The following is a 21,369-nucleotide window of genomic DNA, read 5'->3' as shown; positions in this document are numbered from 1 at the left end:
GCTGGACATCGTCCCGCTCCCCGGAGTTGCATCGGCGTTCGAAGGACCTGGTGCAGGGAGTGGCGCCGGTTTCGGATACCTTTCCGGCGGATCTACCTTTGAATCGACTGGAGATTGGGGTTCAGGCAATTCAGCTTTCGCCGTATCGCGCGGGTCTCGCGGCGCACCGTCCCTGATATCTGGACCCGGTCACCGCTTCACTGGCATGCTACGGTCCCCTTAGTCTTTCGACGCCAGGTAAGCCATTGAACCCAGGAATAACCTCCGAATTCCTCCCGGCTATGCCGGGGATACAACCAGGCGCTTTCAGGGCGCACTCGAACCAGACGGACTTGCCGGTCTTGCGGGGCTCCGTGCCGAAACGGTGGGTGAGCGAGCGAACGAGGTGCAGGCCCCTGCCGGAGACGGCGAACGGGTCGGAGTCCTCGCGCGGGGAGGGGAGGACGGGGCTCCCGTCACTGACCGAGACGCGGAGCACCTCCCCGATGATGAGGACCACCACGATGGGCGCCGCACTGCCGCCGTGGCGCCAGGCGTTGACGAAGAGTTCGAGGAGCGCGAGCTCGGCGTCGGCGACCAGGCCGGGCTTCCACCCGGCGCGCGAGGTGGCCTCGCGCAACTCCTCGCGCGGGGCCGACCAGTCAGGGGGGAGTTCGAGGGAGAACACGAAGATACCTCCGTGGGAGTCGAGAGATACCTCCGAGCGGTTGATGGTCAATCAGAAGAGACCGCTCGGAGCGTGATCGTGATGCGAGAGCACAGCGAGACACCTGGCGATTGCCGTCTGTGTGCAGCTTGTCACGCTCAGCATGGAGCCAAAGGCTTGCTCTTGGCAACTCGTCTCAGAACTTTGGATATATCCAAATCGAACGCCAACCCAGGCTCCTACAGTGGTAGTTGCCGGTGGCGAATCTGACCGCCGGGAAGGCAGACTGATCCGCGAGGCTCAGAGAGGGCGGGGATGGCCGGAACAACAGGTCCAACGGTTCGACGGAGGCAACTCGGAGCCGAACTGCGCCGCAGGAGAGAGGAAGCCGGCCTCTCGCACGAGGAAGTCGCCGAAGCCCTGGGCGGCATGAGCCAGCCGAAGCTGTCCCGCATCGAGAATGGCCGTGGCGCCACCAAGGTCGATGACGTCAAGCGACTCCTCGCGCTGTACAAGTGCGAGGACCACGAGCTGATCTCCGCCCTCGTGGAGCTGGCCAAACGTGGATCACAGCGCGGGACCTGGTGGCAGAGCTACAGCGCTGACATCGGCGAGCCGCTCGGCAATCTCATCTCGCTGGAGGCAAGCGCCGCATCCATGCGGTCCTACGAGGGCTTCTTCATTCCCGGCCTTCTCCAGACGCCCGCCTACGCGCGCGAGATCATCAAGAAGCTCACTCTTCGCCCCGGAGTCAATGTCGAGGCGCTCGTCGACGTCCGCATGGCACGCCAGAGTGCGCTGACCAGGGCAGAACCACTCACGCTCTGGGCAGTGATCCACGAGGCGGCGATCCGGTCCGGAGTCGGCGGACCGAAGGTCATGGCGGAGCAACTTTCGAGGATCGCCGACCGCGCCAGTCAGCCCAACATCAACATCCAGGTGATGCCCATCGGCGCGCCTGCGCATCACGGCATGGGCGGCGCCTTCTCCATCCTCGGATTTCCGCAGCGGCAGGATCTCGATGTCGTCCTCGTAGAAGGAGCGTTGAACGACCTCTGGGTCGAAGATGCTGCCGCTGTGGCGCTCTACACGGCGAAGTTCGACGCCATTCGAGCAGACGCTCTGGGCCTCGACGACTCCCTCGCCCTGATCATCGAACAGAGAGACAAGCTCACATGACGCCCATCTGGCAGAAGTCATCCCATAGCAACGAGTCGACGAACTGCGTCGAGTTCGCGATCGACAATGGTCCGGTCACACTCGTCCGTGACAGCAAGGACCCTTCCGGCCCGGCCCTGGCCTTCGACCGGGCGGCACATGAGGCCTTCATCAGGGCCATCTCCGCCGGGGAGTTCGACTTCGGTCTCCTCTGAGCGCCCATGATCGCGGTGCCTCGCCCTTCCCGGGCGAGGCACCGCTCTCATCATCATTCCTCCCCGACCTCCACGATCAGCAGGGTTCCCCGGCTGCCCGCGCGCACCGCGTGCCGGGTGCCCGCCGGGACTCGACACAGCTCCCCTGCGCCGACCGTCAGCTCCTCGCCACCCAACTCCAGCTCCAGGACGCCGTCGGCGACCACCAACACCTCCGCCGTCCCGTGCACCTCCTCCGGCAGCTCCCGGCCGTCCATCCGCAGCACCTTCACCGCCGCCGTCCCGACCTGCGCCAGCACCACCGATCGCCACGCGTCCGGAAGTTGGGCTGCCTGCTCCTTCACGTCCACCAAGCTCATGACCAGGGACGTTACCCGCGCCGACCCTCATTTTGGTTGACCGTTCGGCAAAACCTGCCAGGATCGCCGGGGTGAACGCTCGCGCGCTGTACGAGGCGCTACTCGACACCGACGGCCCCTACGACGAGGTCATCGCGCCCTGGCTCGACCAGGCCGCCACCGCCGACTACCGCGCCCGCCTCCACCTCGCCGCCACCCCTGACACCCACTGGTGGACCGAGGACAAGGACCTCCTCCAGGAGCTCTACGCCCTCAGCCGGGTCAGCGACTACCTGCTCCTCGACCCCCAACTCCCACCCCACCTCCACCTCTTCACCACCCTCGGCATGACCCCGGTCGCCGAACAACACCCCTTCGACCCGTTCCTGCACGAGATCACCGAGGTCGAGCAGGCCGAGGACCGCGACTCCCCCATCGAGATCCTCGAGGTCCGTCACCCCGGCCTGATGCTCGGCGAGCTGCTGTTCAGCCGCGCCGGCGTACGGGTCCGGGCCGGCGCCGCGCACGCGGAACGCGGGGTGGCCGACCGCTGGCCGCTGTTCTGGACGCACCGCCGCGCCCACCGCCCCACCCGGGATCTCTCCCAGGGCTGGGGCGGCAACTCCCAGTGGCGCACCGACTTCCGTCTCGACTACCGCACCGCCGACGGCGACCTGCTCAACGTCGCCGAGGACGCCCCGATCGACGGCCGCCCCGACCTCGACCCCAACGCCTACGGCAACCTCGGCCCGGACGAGCGCCTGCTCACCCCCGCCGAGCGCCGCGAACTCCTCCGTCACCGCACCCTGCTGCGCACCCCCGCGACCCCCGCCGCAGCCGACCCCGCCTGGGCGGCCGAGCTATGGCCCTTCGAGTGGCGGCTGCCGCCGACCCCAGGTCAGGCCGGGTGAGTGCTGGATCACTGCACATGATCAAACCGCTTGATAGGTAGGGACCCATGGAAGAACTCATACGTCTCGACGACGTCGAGGAAGCCGCAGCCGGAGACGGGCACCTGCTGTGGGCAGCCCAGGGGCAGCACGACGGCCGACTCGGCCCGGGAGTGCGGGCCTGGCGCCACGGGACGGCCCTCGCGGTGGCGAGCCCCGACCTCTCCGCGCGGGACCGGCTGGCGGTCAAGGGCAGTGCCGATGACGCCGCACGGCTGGTGCGGCGCGTGCTGACCGAGGTTGGACCGACCTACCGCCCCGTCGGCCAGGCGTCGTTGATCGAGTCGCTGGCCGACGCGATCCCCGGTCTGTCGCTGTTCCCCCGGTTCTACTGGATGGAGACCTCGACCGTACCCGCCCCGCCCGCCATCGCGGTGGAGTGGCTGGACGAGGTGACGGTGAAGGAGGCGACCTCGCTGTTCGACCGCTTCTTCCCCGACTCGTTCGCGCAGCCGGGGGACGGCGGCGCGCACCGTTGGGCCGGGATCGTCGACTCCCTCGACAGCCGCACCCCACCGGAGCCCCTGGCCGTGGCAGCGGACGTCTGGTCGGCGGCCGGTTGCGGGTTCATGGCCGGCGTGTGCACCCACCCCGCCGCCCGTGGGCGCGGGCTGGCGCAGGCCGTCTGCGGTTTCGTCCTCGGGGAGTTGGTGCGCCGGCACGGGCGGGCCGCCCTCATGGTGTACGGAGGGAATCAGTCGGCGATAGCCGTGTACGAGCGCCTGGGCATGGCCAAGCGGCCCCTTGCGGGGGCTCAGGTCACCGCCTCCCCGTCGTAGCAGCCCGTCAAGCGTCCCCTCAGGCCGCCTCAGCGCTTCTCAGGGCTCCTCGGCGTTCCTCAGGGCCCCTCAGGCCTCCCCGCCGTGGTCGGCGAGCAGTTCGCCGAGCACGTGCCGGGCGGTGCGCGCCATCCGGGGGTTGCTAACGCGGTAGTAGTCCAGCTCCGCCAGCGCCACGGACAGCGCCCAGCCCCTCCCCCGCTCCCAGGCCGCGTCATCGGCGCCGACGGCCGTCCGGAAGGCGTCACGCGCCGAAGCCGGGAGCACGTACCAGGCGGGGAGCAGGTCCACGGCCGGGTCGCCGAGGCCGGCGCAGCCGAAGTCGATGACGGCGCTGAGCCGGCCGAGCTCGTCGACCAGCAGGTTGCCGGGCTGGAGGTCGGCGTGGATCCAGACCGGCGGCCCGGGGTGCTCGGGCGCGCCGAGTACCGCCTCCCACAGCCCGGTTGCCGCCGCCGCGTCCACCACGCCCGCCAGCGCCGCGATCGCCCGCCGGACCGCCGCGTCCCGCGCCGCCAGCGGCTCGCTGCGGTAGGAGGCCGGGGCGCCCGCCGGGTCGGCCCGGTGCAGCGCGGTCACGAACGCGGCCAAGTCGGCGGCCAGCAGGCCAGGTTGAGGGACGTCCCCGGCAGCCGGGTTGGCGCCGTCCAGCCAGCGCAGCACCGACCACTCCCACGGGCAGCCGTCGAGCGGCTCACCCAGGGCCACCGGAACCGGTACGGCGACGGGCAGTTCGGGTGCCAGTCGGCGCAGCCAGGTGTACTCCCTGCCGATGTCCTCGGCCGCCCCGGGGATGCGCGGGATCCGCACCACCAGCTCGGCGCCGAGCCGGAACATCGCGTTGCTGGTCCCGGCCGAGTCCACCCGCTCGACCGGCAGGCCGGCCCACTGCGGGAACCGTACGGCCACCATCCGGCGGACCAGCGCCTCGTCGAGGTCCACTTCGTCCGCGTGCATCTTCTGGGGCATGGCGCCCGACCCTGCCAGCGCCGCGAGCCCCCGGCAAGCGAATAACCAGGACACGACCTGCCCCAGGTGGTCCACGAAGTGCAGGCCGCCCTTGCCCCGGTGCCGCTCGATGGTCTCCGCCACCTTCGGGCCCCACCCCCGCCTCAGGCCCCGCCGCGCCAGACGCCGGTGCGGATCCACCGCCGGCTGACGCCACCCGCCACGAAGGGGCCGACCAGCATGGACAGCATCCACAGCCCCACGCTGGCGGGCGAGTAGATGTAGTAGTGCCACTGATCCGGAAGCAGCACCGGCAGCAGGAGCGACGTGACGAGCGCCCCCCAGGTCGCCATCCAGACGATCACCGCGCGCGCCACGACGTCCATGCGCCCGTGCCTCCTTGCCCCACCGACTACATTTGAACGCGTTCAATATAGCCGAGGGCGCGCCCGCTCAACCCCGCACCGCGAGATCCTGACCGCCCAGCACCTTGAGCAGCCGCAGCGCCGAGTGCGAGGGCGTGCCGGGCGCGGCGGTGAAGAAGATCGTCCACTGGTCCCGGTGCGGGTCGTGCAGCGCCTCGCAGTCGAGGTCGAGCGGACCGACCACCGGGTGCAGGATGCGCTTGTGGGTCGAGCTGCGGATCTCGACGTCCTGCTGCGCCCACAGCTCGCGGAACTCGGCGCTGGCCGCGAGCAGCCGCTCGACCAGGCGCCGCACGCCGCTGTCGGCGGGGTAGCGGGCGGCGGCGGCCCGCAGGTCGGCGACCACCCGGCGGGCGAACCGGGCCGCGCCGTCCGGTTCGTGGCGGGCACGGGACTCCGGGTCGGTGAAGAAGCGCCAGATGAGGTTGCGCTCGCCGGGCGGCTGGGCGGAGAAGTCGCCGAGCAACGCGGCCGCCATGGCGTTCCAGGCCAGGACGTCACGGGCGGCGCTGCAGACCATCGCCGGGGTGTCGTCCAGCCGGTCGAGCAGGTGCAGGATGCCGGGCCGCACGTCGCGGGACATGCCACTGGGCGGCAGCGGCGGTTCGCCGACCAGGTGGTGCAGGTGGGCCGTCTCGTCGTCGGACAGCCGCAGCGCCCGGCCGATCGCCCCGATCATCTGCCGGGACGGGCGCGGCCCCCGGCCCTGTTCGAGCCGGATGTAGTACTCCACCGACATGCCCGCCAGCTGCGCGACCTCCTGGCGGCGCAGGCCCGGGGTACGGCGCCGCCCACCGGCCGGCAGGCCGACGTCGGCGGGCTGGATGCGGGCGCGCCAGCGCCGCAGGAAGGCGGCCAGCTCCGCCCGGTCCACGTGTTCCACGCCCCCAGTCTGGCCCCGCCCCCGCACGCCGACCATGGCACTCCCGGTACCACCCTCGACAGTGCTCTCCCGGCCCGGCCGCCGCCCGGCCAGGGTCGAGGCATGACCACGAACCGCATCGTCCTGATCACCGGCGCCAACAAGGGCATCGGCCTCGCCACCGCCACCGAACTCGCCCGCGCCGGGCACACCCTGCTGCTCGGCGCCCGCGACCCCGAGCGCGGCGCCGCGGCCGCCGCCACCCTCACCGCCGAGGGCCTAACCGCCCGCGCCGTCCGCCTGGACGTCACCGACCCGGTAAGCGTCACCGCCGCGGCCGCACTGGTCGACGCCGAGTACGGCCGACTGGACACCCTCGTCAACAACGCCGGCATCACCCGGGACCTCGGCACCACCCCGGAGAGCCTGCCCCTGGACGACCTGCGCGCGACCTACGAGACCAACGTCTTCGGCGCCGTCACCGTCATCAACGCGATGCTGCCGCTGCTGCGCCGCTCCCCGGCCGCGCTGATCGGCAACGTCTCCAGCGGCCTCGGCAGCTCCTCCGTCCTCGCCGACCCGGACACCCCGGCCGGCCAGTACGCGGCGCTGCTCGGCTACAACACCTCCAAGGCCGCGCTCAACGCCGTCACCCTGGTCTACGCCCGCACCCTGCGCGCCGAGGGGATCAAGGTCAGCGCCCTGGAACCGGGCCACTGCGCGACCGACCTCAACCACCGCTCCGGCCCGTCCGACGTCCAGGAGGGCGGCCGCCGGATCGCCCACCAGCTCGGCGCGGCCCTGACCGGGCCGACCGGCCGGTTCTTCCACCCCGACGGCGGCTTCTACCCCTGGTGAACCGCCCCGGCGGCGATCAGCTCGGGCAGCTCCCGCATGTCCCGGAACACCACCGTGCCCGGCCCGGCCAGCCGCTCCGCCGCCGTGACGCCGCCCGCGTAGCCGAGCGCCCGCATCCCGGCGGCGCGGGCGGCCGTCACCCCGGGGCCGCTGTCCTCGACCACCACGCAGCGGGCCGGGTCGACGCCCATGCTGCGCGCGGCGTGCAGGAACAGGTCGGGCGCGGGCTTGCCGCGGTCGACCTCGGTGGCGCTGAAAATCCGGCCCTCGAAGCGCCCGTACAGCCCGGTCCGGCCCAGGGTGTGCCGCATCTTCTCGTGCGTACCGCTGGACGCCACGCACATCGGCAGCCCGAGCCCCGCCAGGGCGTCCAGCGCCTCCGGCAACCCGTCCACCGGCGTCAGCCCGGCATCCACGGCCTCGGCGTGCAGCTCACGGAACCGCTTGTCGAACAGCGTCGCGGCCTCCTCCCCGAACCGCTCCGCCACCATCGCGTGGTTGGCCGCCTCCGACCGCCCGACGAACCTCTCGACCACCTCGGCCTCGCCGAGCGGCCACCCAAGTTCGGCGGTCAGCCGCCCGACCACGCGCACGGCGATCACCTCGCTGTCCACCAGGACGCCGTCGCAGTCGAATATCACCAGGTCTATCGGCTCGATCATCCACTCAGCATAGGGCGGGCCAGGAACGGTCAGGGGCCCGGCGGCCGTGGCCGCCGGGCCCGTTCACGATTAACCGTCAGCTGGTCTGGACGGAGGTGTCGTCGATCACGAAGCTCGTCTGCAGCGAGGAGTCCTCGGTGCCGGTGAACTTCACGGTGACGCTCTGGCCCGCGTAGGCCGAGAGGTCGAAGGTGCGCTGCTGGTAGCCCGCCGCGGCGTCCACGTTCGAGTAGGTCTTGAGCGTGGTGCCGTTGACCGACACGGTCAGCTTGTCGTACGCGGTGCTGCCGGTCTCGGCGGTGTCGATGTGCAGCCAGAAGCTCAGCGTCGCCTTGCAGCCGGCCGGAATGCTCACCGTCTGGGACAGCGTGTCGGTGTGGGTGCTGCCGTAGCCGTCCAGGTACGCCTTCCAGCTACCGCCGTGGGACGGCTCCGAGGAGCCGTTGTCGATCACGCCGCTGGACGCGGTCCACGGCGAGGCCGTGCCGGTCTCGAAGCCCGGGTTGCCGAGCAGCTGGGCCGGGGTGCAGGAGCCGCCGCCACCACCCGTGACCGTCCAGGTGAAGCTGGCGGAGGCTGTCTTGCCGGCCGAGTCCTTCACCGTGACCGTCACGTTGGAGCTGCCTGCGGCGGAGACGGTGCCGGAGATCAGGCCGGTCGAGGAGTTGATCGACAGGCCGGCCGGCAGCCCGGTGGCCGAGTAGGACAGCGGGGCGGTGCCGCCCGAGGCGTTGATCTGGAGGTTGACCGAGCCGCCCACCGCGGTGGACTGGTTGCCCGGGTTGGCCACCGAGATGGCGGCGCCGGCCGGCTTGGTGAGCAGGCAGCCGGGCACGGTGAGGTCGACGGTCCGGGCGGAGTTGACGCAGGTGGTGAACCAGTAGGTCTCCTCGCCGTAACTCTGGCCCTTGAAGGCCTTGGTGGAGCCGTCGGCGGCGACCTCACAGGGGTTGTTGAGGGTGCACATCGCACCGTCGTCGTTGCCGGTGTTGTTGATGCCGACGATCCGCCCGCTCGCGGAGTCGATGATCGGCGAACCGGAGGTGCCGTGGGTGGTGTTGCAGCCGGAGCTGTAGCGCAGCGAGTCGTGCCAGGTCCACTCGTCCTCGCGCAGGGTGGGCACGAACCCGTTGACGGAGCAGTTCCACACCTGCTTCCAGTACGAGGACGGGATGTACATCGAGGAGCCGTCGACCGGGTGGGCGTCGTTGATGGTGAGGGCGGTGGCGCCGTACCGGGAGCTGATCGAGGCGAAGGTGTCGGTGAGTTCGTAGAGGGCGACGTCCGTGCCGGTCATCGTCGCGTAGATCACCTTGTCGGCCTGGACGGTGCCGAGGCTGTTGCCCGCGCCGTCCAGCAGGGTGCCGCTACGGCTGGCGCTGACGTTCTGGATGACCTGGCCGTAGGGGGGCATGGTCGGCAGGCAGTGCCCGTTGGTGAGCATCATGGCCCGGTCGCCGGAGGCCGAGGTGGGGAACCGGACCAGCGAGGCGGAGCAGTCGTCCAGGGCGATGGTCGACGTCAGGTCGGCGGCCTGGACGGCGTGGGCGGGGGCGGCGGCGAGGACCAGCCCTCCGGCGACGACGGCGCTCGCACCGGCCATCGCGACAAGTCTCTTGAACATGGCTCTCCTTGTGGGGGATCGCGGGCCGCCCGGCTGGTCGCCGAGGCCCACGCCCGCACGAAAGTGCCATGGTCACTTCAAACGGTCAACAGTTCCCGCACAACTCGCCACTGTGCAGGACGGGTTGTGCCACCGAATGGCAACAACCCGTCCTGGTATGCCCGTTACGGGCGGAAGCGGCGAAGGCTACGGCTGCGCGAGCGGATCGACGTTCATCCACTCGATGTCGCGCCGCTCCTTGTCGTCCGGCGCAAGGATGGTGAGGGTCCGGATCGTGCCGCCCCCGTCCGGCGTGAACTCGTGCGTACCGGTGAACCTGGCGAACGCGCAGCCCTGGGTGAATGCCTTCGCCCCGGAGTCCCAGTCCGCGCCGCTGGTGAAGTAGAACTCGTACACGCCGTCCGCGATGCCCTCGATGGTGGCCTGCTGCCCCTTGGCCGCGTACACCGAGGCCACCGCGGTGCCGTTGGCGGCGATCGTGAGGACCGCGTCCGTCGGCCCGGCGTTGTCGACCTTCACCACGCCCTTGCCGCCCTTGCCGCCCTCCCGGACCACGGTGCCGTTGTCCAGGCTGCGCGACCGCGTCTGCGGCTTGGGCAGCTCCGGTACCGCGAAGGCGGTCCGGTAGCCGGCCGCCCTCAGCTTGGCGAGCGCCGCCGAGACCCCGGCCACCCCCTGGCCGTCGCCGAACTGCGCCAGTCCGCCGTCGACGGAGCACACCCTGTGCTCCGAGATGTCCTTCCCGACGGCCTCGGTGTCGGTGGCGAGCGTGGTCAGGGCGGTCGCCAGGTCGGCCCGCGCCGCCGTGGCGCCGGCGGGCGCGGTGGCGGCGTTCACGTTCCGCGCGGCCCGGTTGGCGTCGGACGCCAGGTGGGTGAGCACGGTGTCGAGGTCGAAGGCGCTCTTGGCGGAGGTCGCCTTGTCGAAGTCGGCGCCGACCGGCGCCAGGGCCTGGTCGAGCGCCGTCCCGAACGGCGTCGCCCCGGCGGACGGCGCGGCCCCGCCGCCACCCCCGCCCGAGCAGGCCGCGAGCAGCAGCGCCGAACCAACAGCCAGACCGGCCTTGCCGATGGACTTCATGACCCCACCCCGAGGAAACCGTGCGCACACCCCGTACACACCACGCGACATGGTCCCGAGTACGAACCACCCCGGTCAATCCCTTTCCGGCGATCACCCGCAGGGGCCGCCCCGGTCCGCCCGTCGGGGTCAACTACGATCGGGCACGTGCTCAGCCTCACCGGACTCCCCCTCCAGATCATCACGTCGGTCATCGCGATCGTCGTCTTCGCCGCCACCATGTGGTTCTGGCCCAAGTTCGGCGGCAAGGGCTGGAAGTCCTGGCTGGGCCGGATCGGCGCCTTCCTGGCCACCCAGCTGTCGGTGCTGGCCGCGATGGGCCTGATCGCCAACAGCTACTTCGGGTTCTACAGCTCCTGGACCGACCTGCTCGGCACCAGCGGCGGCCTCGGCACGGTGGTCGACCACCAGCCGAACGCCTCCGGGGTGTCCGTCACCGGCGAGCAGAGGTTCTACTCGTCCCAGGGTTCGGAGCCGGACCGCTCCGGGCTGATCCAGAAGGTCGACGTCAAAGGGGCCGGCACCGGCCTGAGCACCGAGGCGTACGTCTACCTGCCGCCGCAGTACTTCCAGCCGGGCTTCGCCAAGCAGCGCTTCCCGATGGCTGTGGTGCTGACCGGCTACCCGGGCACCCCGGAGAAGCTGATCTCGCTGATGCAGTACCCGGCGTCCACCCTCGACGCCATCGAGCAGAAGAAGCTGCCGCCGACCATCCTGGTGATGACCCGCCCCACCCTCGTCGACAACCGGGACACCGAGTGCGTCGACGTGCCGAACGGCCCCCAGGTCGAGACCTTCTTCACCAGCGACCTGCCCAAGGCCCTCGCCACCACCTACCGGATCGGCACCGACCCGGCCAACCGGGCCGTGATCGGCAACTCCACCGGCGGCTACTGCGCGCTCAAGTTCGCCCTGCGCAAGCCCGACTCCTACCCGGCCGCGGTCGCGCTCTCCGGCTACTACAGCGCCGCCCACGACCCGACCACCGGCGACCTGTTCGGCGGCAGCGACAAGCTCAAGCAGGAGAACGACCTGCTGTGGCGGCTCAAGAACCAGCCGCCCGCCCCGGTCTCGCTGCTGCTGACCACCGCGTTCGACGAGAACAACTACGACGAGACCAAGGCCATGGTCGCCGCCTTCAAGGCGCCCACCAAGATGTCCACGATCACCCTGGACACGGCCGGCCACAACTTCCACACCTGGACCCGGGAGATCCCCCCGGCCCTGGAGTGGCTGGGCAAGCACATCACCATGCCGGCCGCCGCCTGAGCGACCCGACCGGAGGAGAGCCCCCTGAACCCGCCCGCCGCACAGGCGGAACCGGGCAGGCGGAACCGGGCAGATCACACCCGCCTCACAGCCGTATCTCACGGTTCTCTCAGCCGCACCACGCACGGTATGGCGCATGACCACGAGCAGCTACTCCCCTCCGGCCGGCGATCCGTGGCCCGAGGACGCGAACTACCCGCCGCCGGAGGTGCCGCACCCTGAGGCCGGACGGCCGGACCCGGCCCCGCTCTTCCCCGAGCAGCCCCTGCCGCCGACCGGCCCCAAGGGCCCGGCCTCCTGGTCCGGACGACTGCGCACCCTCCCGGCCCGCGCCTGGCGCGGGCGCGCGGACGACCCGCACTGGGTGCGCCCGGCCCTGCTGGCGCTGATGGCCGCGACGGTCGTGCTCTACCTGTGGGGCCTGGGCGCCTCCGGCTGGGCCAACGCCTTCTACTCGGCGGCCGTGCAGGCCGGCAGCCAGAGCTGGAAGGCCTTCTTCTTCGGCTCCTCCGACGCCGGCAACTTCATCACCGTCGACAAGCCCCCGGCGTCCCTGTGGCCGATGGCGCTGTCGGTACGGCTGTTCGGTCTCTCCTCCTGGTCGATCCTGGCCCCGCAGGCGCTGATGGGCGCGGCCACCGTGGGCGCGCTGTACGCGACGGTGCGCCGCCGCTTCTCCCCGCTCGGCGGCCTGCTGGCGGGCGCGGCGCTGGCGCTCACCCCGGTCGCGGCGCTGATGTTCCGCTTCAACAACCCGGACGCCCTGCTGGTGCTGCTGCTGACCCTGGCCGCGTACGGGATGGTGCGGGCGGTCGAGACGGCGAGCACCAGGTGGCTGCTGTTCACCGGCGCGATGTTCGGCTTCGCCTTCCTCACCAAGACGCTGGCGGCTTTCCTGATCCTGCCCGCGTTCGCGGTGATCTACCTGGTCGTGGCGCCCACCGGCTTCCGCCGGCGGCTGTGGCAGACCCTGCTCGCGGGCGTGGCCGTGGTGGTCTCCGGCGGCTGGTGGGTGGCGATCGTGGAACTGCTGCCCGCCTCGGCCCGACCGTACGTCGGCGGCTCGCAGGACAACGACTTCCTGTCACTGACCTTCGGCTACAACGGCCTCGGCCGGGTCGACGGCAACGAGCGCGGCAGCGTGGGCGGCGGCGGCCGGATGCCCGCCGGGCTCGACCTGCCGGGCGGCGCCGGACACAACCGCGGCTGGGGCCAGACCGGCATCACCCGGCTGTTCGGCAGCGACATCGGCGGGCAGATCGCCTGGCTGCTGCCGGCCGCGCTGATCCTGCTGGTGGTCGGCCTGTGGGCGACCCGCCGCTACGCCCGTCCGGACACGGCCCGCGCGGCCTTCCTGGTCTGGGGCGGCTGGCTGGTCTCGACCGCGCTGATCTTCAGCTTCATGTCCGGGATCTTCCACCAGTACTACACGGTGGCGCTGGCCCCGGCCGTCGCGGCCCTGTTCGGCATGGGCGTGGACGGCCTGTGGCGGGCCCGGCACCGGCTGCCGTACGCGCTGCTGCTGGCCGGCGTGCTCGCAGTGACGGCCGGGTGGGCGTTCGTCCTGCTCGGGCGCAGCTCCGACTTCCTGCCCTGGCTGCGCTGGGCGGTACTGGTCGGCGGACTGGCGGCCGCGGGGGCGCTGGTCGCCGGGCAGGTGGCGGGCCGGGTCTCCGGACGGACGGGCGCGCGGATCGCCTCGGTGGCGGGCCTGGTGGGCCTGGCGGCGGCGCTCGGCGGTCCGGCCGCGTACGCGGTGGACACCGTGGGCACCGCGCACAACGGCTCGATCATCACGGCCGGTCCGTCCGTGAAGGGCGCGGGCTTCGGGCCGGGCTCCTTCGGCAAGGGCGGCAAGGGCGGCCGGGGCTTCCCGGGCGGCTTCGGCGGCGGCCAGGGCGGTCAGGGTAGCCAGCCCGGCCAGGGCGGCTTCGGCGGCGGCCAGGGCGGCTTCGGCGGGCGGGGTGGTCAGGGCGGCCACGGCTTCCCGGGCGGTCAGAACGGCCAGAACGGCCAGGGCGGCTTCAACGGCGGCTCCGGCGGGGGCTCCGGCCGGAGCGCCGACGGCACCGCCCCCGGCGGCCGCCACGAGCGCGGCGCGGGCGGGTCCACCGGCTCCGGCGGCACCTCCGGCGCGCCCGGCTTCCCCGGGTTCCCGGGCGGCGGCCAGGACCCCGAGGGCGCGGGCGGCCCCGGCGGCTTCGGTGGCGGCATGGGCGGCATGGGCGGCCTGCTCGGCGGCACCAAGGTGAGCGAGGAGGCGAAGTCCCTGCTCTCGCAGGACGCCGGCCGGTACACCTGGATGGCTGCCACCACCGGTTCGCAGAACGCCGCGAGCTACCAACTCGCCACCGGCAAGCCGGTGATGGCGCTCGGCGGCTTCAACGGCACGGACCCCTCGCTCAGCCTGGCGGGCTTCCAGAAGTACGTCCAGGAGGGCAAGGTGCACTGGTTCATCGGCGGCGGCTCGCACCGCGGCTTCGGCGGCGCGGGCGGGGCCGGCGGGGCGGTCGGCGAGGGCGCCGAGGAGGGCCAGCAGACCGAGGCGGCGCAGATCGAGGCCTGGGTGACCGGCCACTTCACCGCCAAGACGGTCGGCGGCGCCACCTTCTACGACCTGACGGCCCCGAAGGCCTGATCCGGTCGGCCCGACCCGGGCTCCGGGAACCCTGATCCCGGAGCCCGAACTCCGAAGGGGGCGTGCCGCGTTCGCGCGGCACGCCCCCTGTACGCAGGCCCCTTCCGCGGGCCCCTTCGCAGGCCCCGTCCCGCGCCCCGTCAGTCGGAGCCGCAGCGCGCCCCGGCGGCCGGCAGCACCCCGTCCACCAGGTAGGCCTCGGCGGCGGCGCGCGCGCAGGAGCTGTGGTACCAGGACATGTGCCCGTCGCCGTCGCGAGTGAGCAGCACGCCGTGCTGCAACCCGGCCGCCATCCGCTGCGCCCAGACGTACGGGGTGATCGGGTCCTCCGTCCCGCCGATCACCAGGATCGGGGCGCTGCCGGGCGCCGTCACGGTGTGCGGCCGCTCGGTGGAGCGGTACGGCCAGGCACGGCAGTCGGGTTCGAGCAGGGCGAGCCGGGTGTCGTGGCGGCTGGTGAGCGGGGCCCGGGCGGCGAGGTCGGCGAGCGCGGTGCGCAGGTCGGCGTCGGTGGGGGCGAGCGGGGCGTCGGCGCAGTGGATGGCCGCGAAGGCGTCCGCGGAGTTCTCGTAGTGGCCGTCGTCGTCGCGGCCGGCGCTGCCGTCGGAGAAGCGGAGCAGTTCGTCGCCCTCGCCGCGGGTGAGGGCGGGATCGAGGGCGGAGCGCAGCCGGGACCAGCTGCCGTGGCCGTCGGCGAGCGTGTCGATGACGACGCCCCAGCCGAGGGCGGCGGTGACGGTGCGGCCGTCGCGGGTGGGCAGCGGGTGGTCCTTGAGGCCGTCGAGGAAGTCGGCGAGCCGCCCCGGAGCGGCGCCCGGGTCGGTACCGAGCGGGCAGTCGGCGCCCTCGGCGGAGCAGGCGGCGGCGAAGGCCCGGAAGCCGGCCTCGGTGGCGGCGGCCTGTTCGAGGTCGAGGTGCATCAGGTCCGTGCTGCGTTCGACGGCGCCGTCGAGGACGAGCCGGCCGGTGCGGTCGGGGAACTCCTCGGCGTACAGGGCGCCGAGGTAGGTGCCGTAGGAGAGGCCGAGGAAGTCGAGCTTGCGCTCGCCGAGGGCGCTGCGCAGCACGTCCATGTCGCGGGCGCTGTCGCGGGTGCCGAGGAACGGCAGGACGTCGGCGTACTTGGCCCGGCAGGCGTCGGCGAGGACCCGGCCGCGGTCGTAGGCCGGGTCGTCGGTGCGCATCCACTGCTCGCGGGTGCGGTCGTCCAGGCAGTCGACGGGCAGGGTGGCGCCGGAGCCGCGCGGGTCGAAGCCGACCACGTCGAAGCGGTCGCGGAGCGGGCCCTGGCCGTCCTTCCAGCCGCGGGCCATGTTGGCACCGGAGTTGCCGGGCCCACCGGGGTTGACCAGCAGGGCGCCGATCCGGTGGGCGGGGTCGGCGGCGGGCACCCGGACGACGGCGACGTCGATGCCGCGGCCGCCGGGGTCGGCGTAGTCCAACGGGGCCTTGAGGGTGGCGCACTGGACGACCGGTGCGGCCGCCGCCGCGCCGTCGGTGCCCGTGTCGCCGCCCCCGCCGTCGCAGGGTGCCCAGGTGAGCCGCTGGTCGTAGTACGCCCGCAGGGCCGGGGAGGCGCTGGCGGGCACCTGCTCGGCGAGCGGCGGGCGGCCGGTCGGCGCGGCCGCGGGGCGTGCGCCGCCGGGGCCGGAGCAGCCGGCGGCCAGGGTGAGGAGCAGGGCGGCGAGGGCGGGCAGGGCGCGTCGCCGCAGGCGGGGGGTCGTCGGGGGCACTGCCCACGAATACCATCCGGCGCACTGCCGGGGCACCTCGCCCTCTGCTCCCCGCCGTCTCCTTGTCACTTCCCTAGCGCGGCCGCGCAGCGCGGCCACTCGGTACGGGCCGCGCGGAAGAATCGTTTCCTCACCCACCGCACTGCTGGAGCATCACCTTCTTGTCCGCCTCGGTGACCGGCAGCTGGTACTTGAGCGAGACCTGGGCGAAGCGCACCGCGTACGAGCAGCGGATCTCGGTGGCGGCGGGCAGCCAGTCGGCCGGGCCGGAGTCGCCCTTGGAGGCGTTCTGCGAGCCGTCGGCGGGGATCAGGTTGAGCGGGTCGTTGGCGATCCGGACCCGCTTGGCCTTGTCCCACGTGGCGGCGCCCATCTGCCAGTCGTAGGAGAGCGGCATCACGTGGTCGATCTGGATCTTCGACGCCTGCTGCTTGGTCCACTCGACGGTCCGGCCGGTGTACGGGTCGTGGATGGTCATCGCGGTGACCACGCAGTCCGAGCCGTCCTTGCGCTCGACACCGCTGCCGTCGCGGGCCAGCAGGTCGTTGCGGGTGTCGCACTTGTTGCCGCCGTACGGGACGCCGTCGACGCTGTCCGTCCAGGCCGGGCCGAACTCGTTGCGATCGTAGCCGTCCTTGGGGCCGGTACGGGCGGTGGCCACCTTGGCGATCAGCTCCCGGCCCGCCTTCCGCTCCTCCGGGGTGGTCAGCGGTGCCAGGCCGGGCTTGGTGCCGTCCGGGTTCTCCAGCGGACTGGTGCCGGTCCCGGCGGCGGACGGTCCGGCCCCGCCCGGCGACTTCCCGCCGCGGCCCTCGACCAGCCAGCCGACCAGGGCGAGCAGGCATATCAGGAACACGGTGGCGGCGGACAGCCAGGTACGGCGGGCGGGCACGGAGAACTCCGGTGGTCAGGGGCGGGTTGACGGCGCACCAGCAGACCAGCCGCCCCAAGAGGAGGTCAAGCCGACGCCACGGGGAGCCCAAGAGCATGTCGAAGCTCACACTCCGTCGACTCCCTCGGCTCCGGCGACTCCCTCAGCCCGTCGGCTCCGTCGGCTCCGTCGGCTCCGTCGGCCTCTCCCCCCTCCCGCCCGCAGCCCGGCCCGGGAGTTCAGCCCCCGATCGCCGACATCGGCCGGTCCGGCCGGACGAACCCGGCGCTCCCGATGGCGTGCCCGGGCCCCTTGCCCGCCACCGAGGCCCGCCAGGCCTCCTCGATCCGCCCGTCGTCCGCGCCCCCGCGCAGCAGCGCGCGCAGGTCCGACTCCTCGGTCGCGAACAGGCAGTTGCGCAACTGCCCGTCGGCCGTCAGCCGGACCCGGTCGCAGCCCCCGCAGAACGGCCGGGTGACGGAGGCGATCACCCCGATCACCGTGTCCGTCCCGGCGACCCGCCACTCCTCCGCCGGGGCGTTGCCGCTGCGCCCCACCGGCACCAGGTCGAAGCGCTCGCCGAGCCGGGCCAGCACCTCCTCGGCCGTCACCATCGCGGCTCGGTCCCAACTCCCCTGCGCGTCAAGGGGCATGGACTCGATGAAGCGCATCCGGTAACCGTGCTCGACGGCGAAGGCCGCCAACTCCGGTATCTCGTCGTCGTTCACGCCGCGCACCGGCACGGCGTTGACCTTCACCGGGTCCAGCCCGGCCGCCTTCGCCGCCGCCAGGCCCGCGAACACGTCGGCGATCCGGTCCCGCCGGGTGAGCGCCGCGAACCGGTCCGCACGCAGCGTGTCCAGGCTGACGTTCACCCGCCCCAGCCCGGCCTCCCGCAGCGCGACCGCCGTCCGCGCCAGGCCGATCCCGTTGGTGGTCAGCGACAGCTCCACGCCCAGCGCGGCCAGCCGCCCGACCAGGCCCGGCAGCCCCCGCCGCAGCAGCGGCTCCCCGCCGGTCAGCCGCACCGAGCGCACCCCCAGGCGCTGCGCCGCGATCCGCACCAGCCGCACCACCTCGTCGTCCCCGAGCGCGTCCGCCCGGGGCAGCCAGTCCAGCCCCTCCGCCGGCATGCAGTACGTGCAGCGCAGGTTGCAGCGATCGGTCAGGGAGACCCGCAGATCGGTGTGGACCCGCCCGAAGCGGTCCACCAGCGGGCGCGGTGCGGTGTTCATCGCCCCAGTACAGGGGCAAGCGGGCCGCGGGACCAGCGGCCGAACCGCCGGGGACCACCCACGACCTGCGCCTTCGCCTTGTGGATTCGTACAAGCGCCGAACCGCTGCGCGACCGGGCCCGGACCGGGCAGGCTGGGCGCATGCAGACCACACCGCCCGCCGTCCCGGCCCTCGTCCTCGCCGCCGGGGGCGGGCGCCGGCTCGGCGGGCGGCCCAAGGCGCTGATCCGGTACGCGGGCCGGCCGCTGGTGGAGCACGCGGTGGCCACCGTCCGGGCCGGCGGCTGCCCGGACGTCACCGTGGTGCTGGGCGCGGACCGCGAGCGGGTGCGCTCCACCGCGCACCTGCCGGGCTGCCGGCTGGTCGCCAACCCGGACTGGGCCGAGGGCATGGGCTCCTCGCTGCGGGCCGGACTGGCCGCGCTGCCACCGCGGGCCCCGGCGGTGCTGGTGATGCTGGTGGACACCCCGGGCGTCACCCCGGCCGCGGTCGCCCGGCTGCTGACCGCGCACCGGGCCGGCGCCGAGCTGGCCGCCGCGGCGTACGGCGGGCGGCGCGGACACCCGGTGCTGATCGGCGCGCGGCACTTCACCGAGGCCGCCGAGGGCGCGGCCGGGGACGCCGGGGCCCGCGCCCTGCTGGCGGCGCACGCCGGGGAGCTCGTCCTGGTCGAGTGCGCGGACATCGCCGTCCCCGACGACCTGGACACCCCCGCCGACCTGGCCCGCTGGTCCGCGGACCGACCACCCCCCGGACGCAGGCCGCGCATCCTCCCCGAGGAGGGGCCGGGCCTCGCCCCTGGCGGCGACCGCTCCCTCAACCGTCCCTGATCCGTCCCTGATCCGTCCCTAAGGATTGCCCCATTCCGCGCCCGGAGCCGGAGGTTTCGGGGAGCATGGGAACCATCCACCCCGACCCGACACCGACGGACGGAGCCCGCGATGGCAGGACTGCCCGACGACTTCACCGGACACGACCCCGCGCGGTCGGGGCCCGGGGCGGGGGCGGGCGGTGGCGCCCGGGCGATCCGCTGCCCCGCCTGCCGCCGCGAGCACCTGTACGAGCCGCCGTCGCTGCCGTGTCCGTGCGGCGCCTCGCTGAAGGTCCCGCTGCTGCGCGGCGGGGTGCCGGTACAGGTGCGCTTCCGCTCCTGGGAGGACTCCTGGCTGAGCATGCGCTGCCCGCACTGCGGCCGCTCCGACCAGTGGCCGCAGCCCGAGTTCACCTGCAACTGCGGCGCCACCGTCCGCCTCCCGGTGGACCGCACCACCCGGCTGGGCAGCGGCACCGCCGGCCCGCTCGCCGCCCCCGGCCCGCAGGCCGTCCGCCCGCACCCGGCGCACCCGGTGAACGCCCCGGTGCCCGCCCCGCCCGCGCCGAGCGGCGGCTCCGCCGGCCGTCCCCGCCCGTTCCGCCACCGCGCCCCGTTCCGCCCCCACCCGGTGCGCACCTCCCAGGACGCGGTGTTCACCGCCGCCCGCTACCTGGAGTGGCTCGGCTTCGACGACCTGGAACTGACCGAGGCCCAGGAACGCGACGGGGTCACCCTGCTGGGCGGCCGGATGGTCGCCCAGGTCGACACCTGGACCGAGCCCGCCGACGTGAAGTCGGTCGAGTGCCTGTGGCTGCAGACCCTGCACGCCGAGGAGATGGCCGCCGCCATGTTCACCCTGGCCGGCTACTCCCACCAGGCCACCGTGCGCGGCGAACAACTGCTGGTCGCCCTGTTCAGCCTGGACCTGGCCGGGGTGCCCCAACCCGCCAACGGCGCCGCCGAGGCCCTGATGGAGACCGGCTGGACCTCCTGACCCGACCCGGCCCTGCTCCGGAACCCCGGAACCCCGGAACCTTGGTGCCCCGGTGCCCCGGAGCTCCCGGCACCCCTGGCACTCCAGGCGCCGGCGCCCCACTAGATCATCTCCCCGACAAAAGCAACAACCTCCGCTCGTGATCTGGTGCACAAGCTCACCCCCGTGTTGAATTGCCGCCACAGCGCGGGTCTTTCGCCGTGCCGTCGACCCTGCCGTCGCCATGCGAACGGGTCGTGGCGGCAGGGCTCCAAGGCAGGTCCGCGCCCTTGCTGGATGGCGCACACAAGGAGGTGGCGTTGTCGGAGCACGGATGGAGCCCGAGCGGCCCGGACGAACGGGGGCGGGCGGCAGCGGAGGAACCGGGCGACACCGTGTGGCGGCTGCGGTCCCGGGGGTGCTGGCAGGAGGCCGCCGAACTACTGCGACCCGCCGCCGAACACGACCCGGCCGCGGCCCTCGCACGGGCCGAACTCCTCATCGAACAGTGCCTGTTCACCGCCGCGCACTGGACCCAGGCGGAACAGGCGTTACGACTGGCCGAGGCCCTGGCGGAGGGCACCGAGCAACGCGCGGCCGCCGGCTGCGCCCGCGGCTTCCTCGCCTACCTGGCCAGCGTGCTCGGCCCACGCGACCGCCTCGACGAGGCCCAGGCCGCCCTCGGCCGCACCTCGGCGCTGCTGCCGCCGGACGCACCGGGCCGCCCCCTGCTGGACTTCCGGCGCGGACTGGTCGCCGAGAACCTGCTGGGCGACCGCGGCGCCGCCTGGATCGCCTACCGCCGGGCGCACGAGGGCGCCGGGGAACGCGGGGACGAACTGCTCCGCTCCTACACCTGGCGGCACCTGGCCGCGCTCGCGCTCTCCCGCGGCGACCGCGGCAACGCCCGGGAGGGCTTCGACGCCTCGCTGCGGCTGCGCGAGCAACTCGGCTTCACGGTGGGGGTGGCGCCGGCGCTCGCCGCGCTCGCCGAGGTGTCCGAACCCGCCGAGGCGGTGCGGCTGCGCGCCGAGGCCACCCGCCTGGTGCACGCCCTCGGCGGGGTGCCGGTCTGGCTCGCACGCCAGCTCGGACGTGCGCCGGGGCCTCCCCCGGACGGACGCATCGCCAGCGAGACCCGGGGAACAATCAGCTAAGGTGAGCCTAACCTGTCCGGGGTGAGCAGCGCCTCGGACAGGTCGCCTTGCTGTTCCCCGGGCACCGCCGCGCCCCGGACCGGCCGGGCCCGGCCGCGGCAGTACCGTCCGCGACCGGCCCCGCCGGGCGGTC

At 73.1% G+C, this 21,369-nt stretch carries 20 protein-coding genes and 2 pseudogenes; 10 read left to right on the top strand and 12 right to left on the bottom strand.

Going from position 1 to position 21,369, the window contains the following annotated elements:
* Nucleotides 1-208 precede the first annotated feature (208 nt).
* On the bottom strand, nt 209-667 hold the full coding sequence (locus tag AB0F71_RS18265; protein WP_360234879.1) for an ATP-binding protein: 459 nt from the start codon (nt 665-667) through the stop codon (nt 209-211).
* 294 nt (nt 668-961) lie between these two features.
* Here AB0F71_RS18265 and AB0F71_RS18260 point away from each other — a divergent pair, with 294 nt between their 5' ends.
* Together AB0F71_RS18260 and AB0F71_RS18255 are read left to right on the top strand one after the other, a co-directional pair.
* Complete coding sequence (locus AB0F71_RS18260; protein WP_360234877.1) at nt 962-1,825, top strand: helix-turn-helix transcriptional regulator; 864 nt, start codon at nt 962-964, stop codon at nt 1,823-1,825.
* Nucleotides 1,822-2,019, top strand: a complete 198-nt coding sequence (locus AB0F71_RS18255; protein ID WP_360234874.1) for a DUF397 domain-containing protein — start codon at nt 1,822-1,824, stop codon at nt 2,017-2,019. Before AB0F71_RS18260 ends, AB0F71_RS18255 begins: the two co-directional genes overlap by 4 nt.
* A gap of 53 nt (nt 2,020-2,072) precedes the next feature.
* On the opposite strand, the gene AB0F71_RS18250 is transcribed toward AB0F71_RS18255, so the two are convergent.
* Complete coding sequence (locus tag AB0F71_RS18250) at nt 2,073-2,378, bottom strand: cupin domain-containing protein (protein ID WP_360234871.1); 306 nt, start codon at nt 2,376-2,378, stop codon at nt 2,073-2,075.
* Nucleotides 2,379-2,449: 71 nt separating this feature from the next.
* Between AB0F71_RS18250 and AB0F71_RS18245 the strand changes: the two genes are divergently transcribed.
* Complete coding sequence (locus AB0F71_RS18245; RefSeq protein WP_360234868.1) at nt 2,450-3,268, top strand: hypothetical protein; 819 nt, start codon at nt 2,450-2,452, stop codon at nt 3,266-3,268.
* Between the two features lie 47 nt (nt 3,269-3,315).
* Nucleotides 3,316-4,086 (top strand): GNAT family N-acetyltransferase, encoded by a 771-nt coding sequence (locus tag AB0F71_RS18240; RefSeq protein WP_360234865.1) that lies wholly within the window; start codon nt 3,316-3,318, stop codon nt 4,084-4,086.
* 69 nt (nt 4,087-4,155) lie between these two features.
* On the opposite strand, the gene AB0F71_RS18235 is transcribed toward AB0F71_RS18240, so the two are convergent.
* The 3 genes from AB0F71_RS18235 to AB0F71_RS18225 all read right to left on the bottom strand — a co-directional run bounded on the left by AB0F71_RS18235 (nt 4,156) and on the right by AB0F71_RS18225 (nt 6,342).
* On the bottom strand, nt 4,156-5,043 hold the full coding sequence (locus AB0F71_RS18235; RefSeq protein ID WP_360234919.1) for an aminoglycoside phosphotransferase family protein: 888 nt from the start codon (nt 5,041-5,043) through the stop codon (nt 4,156-4,158).
* 155 nt (nt 5,044-5,198) lie between these two features.
* The gene (locus AB0F71_RS18230) at nt 5,199-5,420 is read right to left on the bottom strand and encodes a hypothetical protein (RefSeq protein WP_360234862.1); all 222 of its coding nucleotides are present in this window, start codon (nt 5,418-5,420) and stop codon (nt 5,199-5,201) included.
* Between the two features lie 67 nt (nt 5,421-5,487).
* Nucleotides 5,488-6,342: a helix-turn-helix transcriptional regulator gene (locus AB0F71_RS18225; protein WP_360234859.1), complete on the bottom strand. Its 855-nt coding sequence runs from the start codon at nt 6,340-6,342 to the stop codon at nt 5,488-5,490.
* A gap of 102 nt (nt 6,343-6,444) precedes the next feature.
* Between AB0F71_RS18225 and AB0F71_RS18220 the strand changes: the two genes are divergently transcribed.
* Nucleotides 6,445-7,179, top strand: a complete 735-nt coding sequence (locus AB0F71_RS18220; RefSeq protein WP_360234856.1) for an SDR family NAD(P)-dependent oxidoreductase — start codon at nt 6,445-6,447, stop codon at nt 7,177-7,179.
* Here AB0F71_RS18220 and AB0F71_RS18215 read toward each other — a convergent pair.
* The 4 genes and pseudogenes from AB0F71_RS18215 to AB0F71_RS18200 all read right to left on the bottom strand — a co-directional run bounded on the left by AB0F71_RS18215 (nt 7,167) and on the right by AB0F71_RS18200 (nt 10,545).
* Nucleotides 7,167-7,841, bottom strand: a complete 675-nt coding sequence (locus AB0F71_RS18215; RefSeq protein ID WP_360234853.1) for an HAD family hydrolase — start codon at nt 7,839-7,841, stop codon at nt 7,167-7,169. The two genes, AB0F71_RS18220 and AB0F71_RS18215, sit on opposite strands and share 13 nt — an antisense overlap.
* A 76-nt stretch (nt 7,842-7,917) precedes the next feature.
* Nucleotides 7,918-8,637: pseudogene (locus tag AB0F71_RS18210) on the bottom strand (putative Ig domain-containing protein); the annotation flags it as partial.
* Between the two features lie 210 nt (nt 8,638-8,847).
* A pseudogene (locus tag AB0F71_RS18205) lies at nt 8,848-9,285 on the bottom strand (trypsin-like peptidase domain-containing protein); the annotation flags it as partial.
* A gap of 366 nt (nt 9,286-9,651) precedes the next feature.
* On the bottom strand, nt 9,652-10,545 hold the full coding sequence (locus tag AB0F71_RS18200) for a hypothetical protein (protein WP_360234850.1): 894 nt from the start codon (nt 10,543-10,545) through the stop codon (nt 9,652-9,654).
* Between the two features lie 147 nt (nt 10,546-10,692).
* On the opposite strand from AB0F71_RS18200, the gene AB0F71_RS18195 reads away from it, so the two are divergent.
* Nucleotides 10,693-11,814 (top strand): alpha/beta hydrolase-fold protein, encoded by a 1,122-nt coding sequence (locus tag AB0F71_RS18195; RefSeq protein WP_360234847.1) that lies wholly within the window; start codon nt 10,693-10,695, stop codon nt 11,812-11,814.
* 136 nt (nt 11,815-11,950) lie between these two features.
* Nucleotides 11,951-14,452: a glycosyltransferase family 39 protein gene (locus AB0F71_RS18190; protein ID WP_360234844.1), complete on the top strand. Its 2,502-nt coding sequence runs from the start codon at nt 11,951-11,953 to the stop codon at nt 14,450-14,452.
* Between the two features lie 140 nt (nt 14,453-14,592).
* Here the strand turns inward: AB0F71_RS18190 and AB0F71_RS18185 are convergent, their stop codons facing one another.
* From AB0F71_RS18185 to moaA, 3 genes are all read right to left on the bottom strand, one after another.
* A complete protein-coding gene (locus AB0F71_RS18185; RefSeq protein WP_360234841.1) occupies nt 14,593-16,185 on the bottom strand; it encodes an alpha/beta hydrolase in 1,593 nt (530 codons plus the stop codon).
* Between the two features lie 130 nt (nt 16,186-16,315).
* A complete protein-coding gene (locus AB0F71_RS18180) occupies nt 16,316-17,005 on the bottom strand; it encodes an HNH endonuclease family protein (RefSeq protein ID WP_360234916.1) in 690 nt (229 codons plus the stop codon).
* Nucleotides 17,006-17,295: 290 nt separating this feature from the next.
* Nucleotides 17,296-18,291, bottom strand: a complete 996-nt coding sequence (gene moaA, locus AB0F71_RS18175; RefSeq protein ID WP_360234838.1) for a GTP 3',8-cyclase MoaA — start codon at nt 18,289-18,291, stop codon at nt 17,296-17,298.
* Between the two features lie 141 nt (nt 18,292-18,432).
* Between moaA and AB0F71_RS18170 the strand changes: the two genes are divergently transcribed.
* From AB0F71_RS18170 to AB0F71_RS18160, 3 genes are all read left to right on the top strand, one after another.
* Nucleotides 18,433-19,122 (top strand): nucleotidyltransferase family protein, encoded by a 690-nt coding sequence (locus tag AB0F71_RS18170; protein ID WP_360234835.1) that lies wholly within the window; start codon nt 18,433-18,435, stop codon nt 19,120-19,122.
* Nucleotides 19,123-19,233: 111 nt separating this feature from the next.
* Nucleotides 19,234-20,100, top strand: a complete 867-nt coding sequence (locus AB0F71_RS18165; protein ID WP_360234832.1) for a hypothetical protein — start codon at nt 19,234-19,236, stop codon at nt 20,098-20,100.
* 374 nt (nt 20,101-20,474) lie between these two features.
* The gene (locus AB0F71_RS18160; protein WP_360234913.1) at nt 20,475-21,236 is read left to right on the top strand and encodes a hypothetical protein; all 762 of its coding nucleotides are present in this window, start codon (nt 20,475-20,477) and stop codon (nt 21,234-21,236) included.
* Nucleotides 21,237-21,369: the final 133 nt, after the last annotated feature.

The sequence above is a fragment of the Kitasatospora sp. NPDC028055 genome, from assembly GCF_040637885.1.
GTDB lineage: Bacteria > Actinomycetota > Actinomycetes > Streptomycetales > Streptomycetaceae > Kitasatospora.
Note: the sequence above shows the minus strand (reverse complement) of the source record. Positions and strands in the feature narration are given on the sequence as shown.

Bases quoted from the DNA above. Each gene is read 5' to 3' on its own strand.
- AB0F71_RS18260 (WP_360234877.1), top strand. From the start codon at position 962: ATGGCCGGAACAACAGGTCCAACGGTTCGACGGAGGCAACTCGGAGCC.
- AB0F71_RS18170 (WP_360234835.1), top strand. From the start codon at position 18,433: ATGCAGACCACACCGCCCGCCGTCCCGGCCCTCGTCCTCGCCGCCGGG.
- AB0F71_RS18220 (WP_360234856.1), top strand. From the start codon at position 6,445: ATGACCACGAACCGCATCGTCCTGATCACCGGCGCCAACAAGGGCATC.
- moaA (WP_360234838.1), bottom strand. From the start codon at position 18,291: ATGAACACCGCACCGCGCCCGCTGGTGGACCGCTTCGGGCGGGTCCAC.
- AB0F71_RS18190 (WP_360234844.1), top strand. From the start codon at position 11,951: ATGACCACGAGCAGCTACTCCCCTCCGGCCGGCGATCCGTGGCCCGAG.
- AB0F71_RS18230 (WP_360234862.1), bottom strand. From the start codon at position 5,420: ATGGACGTCGTGGCGCGCGCGGTGATCGTCTGGATGGCGACCTGGGGG.
- AB0F71_RS18215 (WP_360234853.1), bottom strand. From the start codon at position 7,841: ATGATCGAGCCGATAGACCTGGTGATATTCGACTGCGACGGCGTCCTG.
- AB0F71_RS18235 (WP_360234919.1), bottom strand. From the start codon at position 5,043: ATGCACGCGGACGAAGTGGACCTCGACGAGGCGCTGGTCCGCCGGATG.
- AB0F71_RS18250 (WP_360234871.1), bottom strand. From the start codon at position 2,378: ATGAGCTTGGTGGACGTGAAGGAGCAGGCAGCCCAACTTCCGGACGCG.
- AB0F71_RS18165 (WP_360234832.1), top strand. From the start codon at position 19,234: ATGGCAGGACTGCCCGACGACTTCACCGGACACGACCCCGCGCGGTCG.
- AB0F71_RS18200 (WP_360234850.1), bottom strand. From the start codon at position 10,545: ATGAAGTCCATCGGCAAGGCCGGTCTGGCTGTTGGTTCGGCGCTGCTG.
- AB0F71_RS18240 (WP_360234865.1), top strand. From the start codon at position 3,316: ATGGAAGAACTCATACGTCTCGACGACGTCGAGGAAGCCGCAGCCGGA.
- AB0F71_RS18255 (WP_360234874.1), top strand. From the start codon at position 1,822: ATGACGCCCATCTGGCAGAAGTCATCCCATAGCAACGAGTCGACGAAC.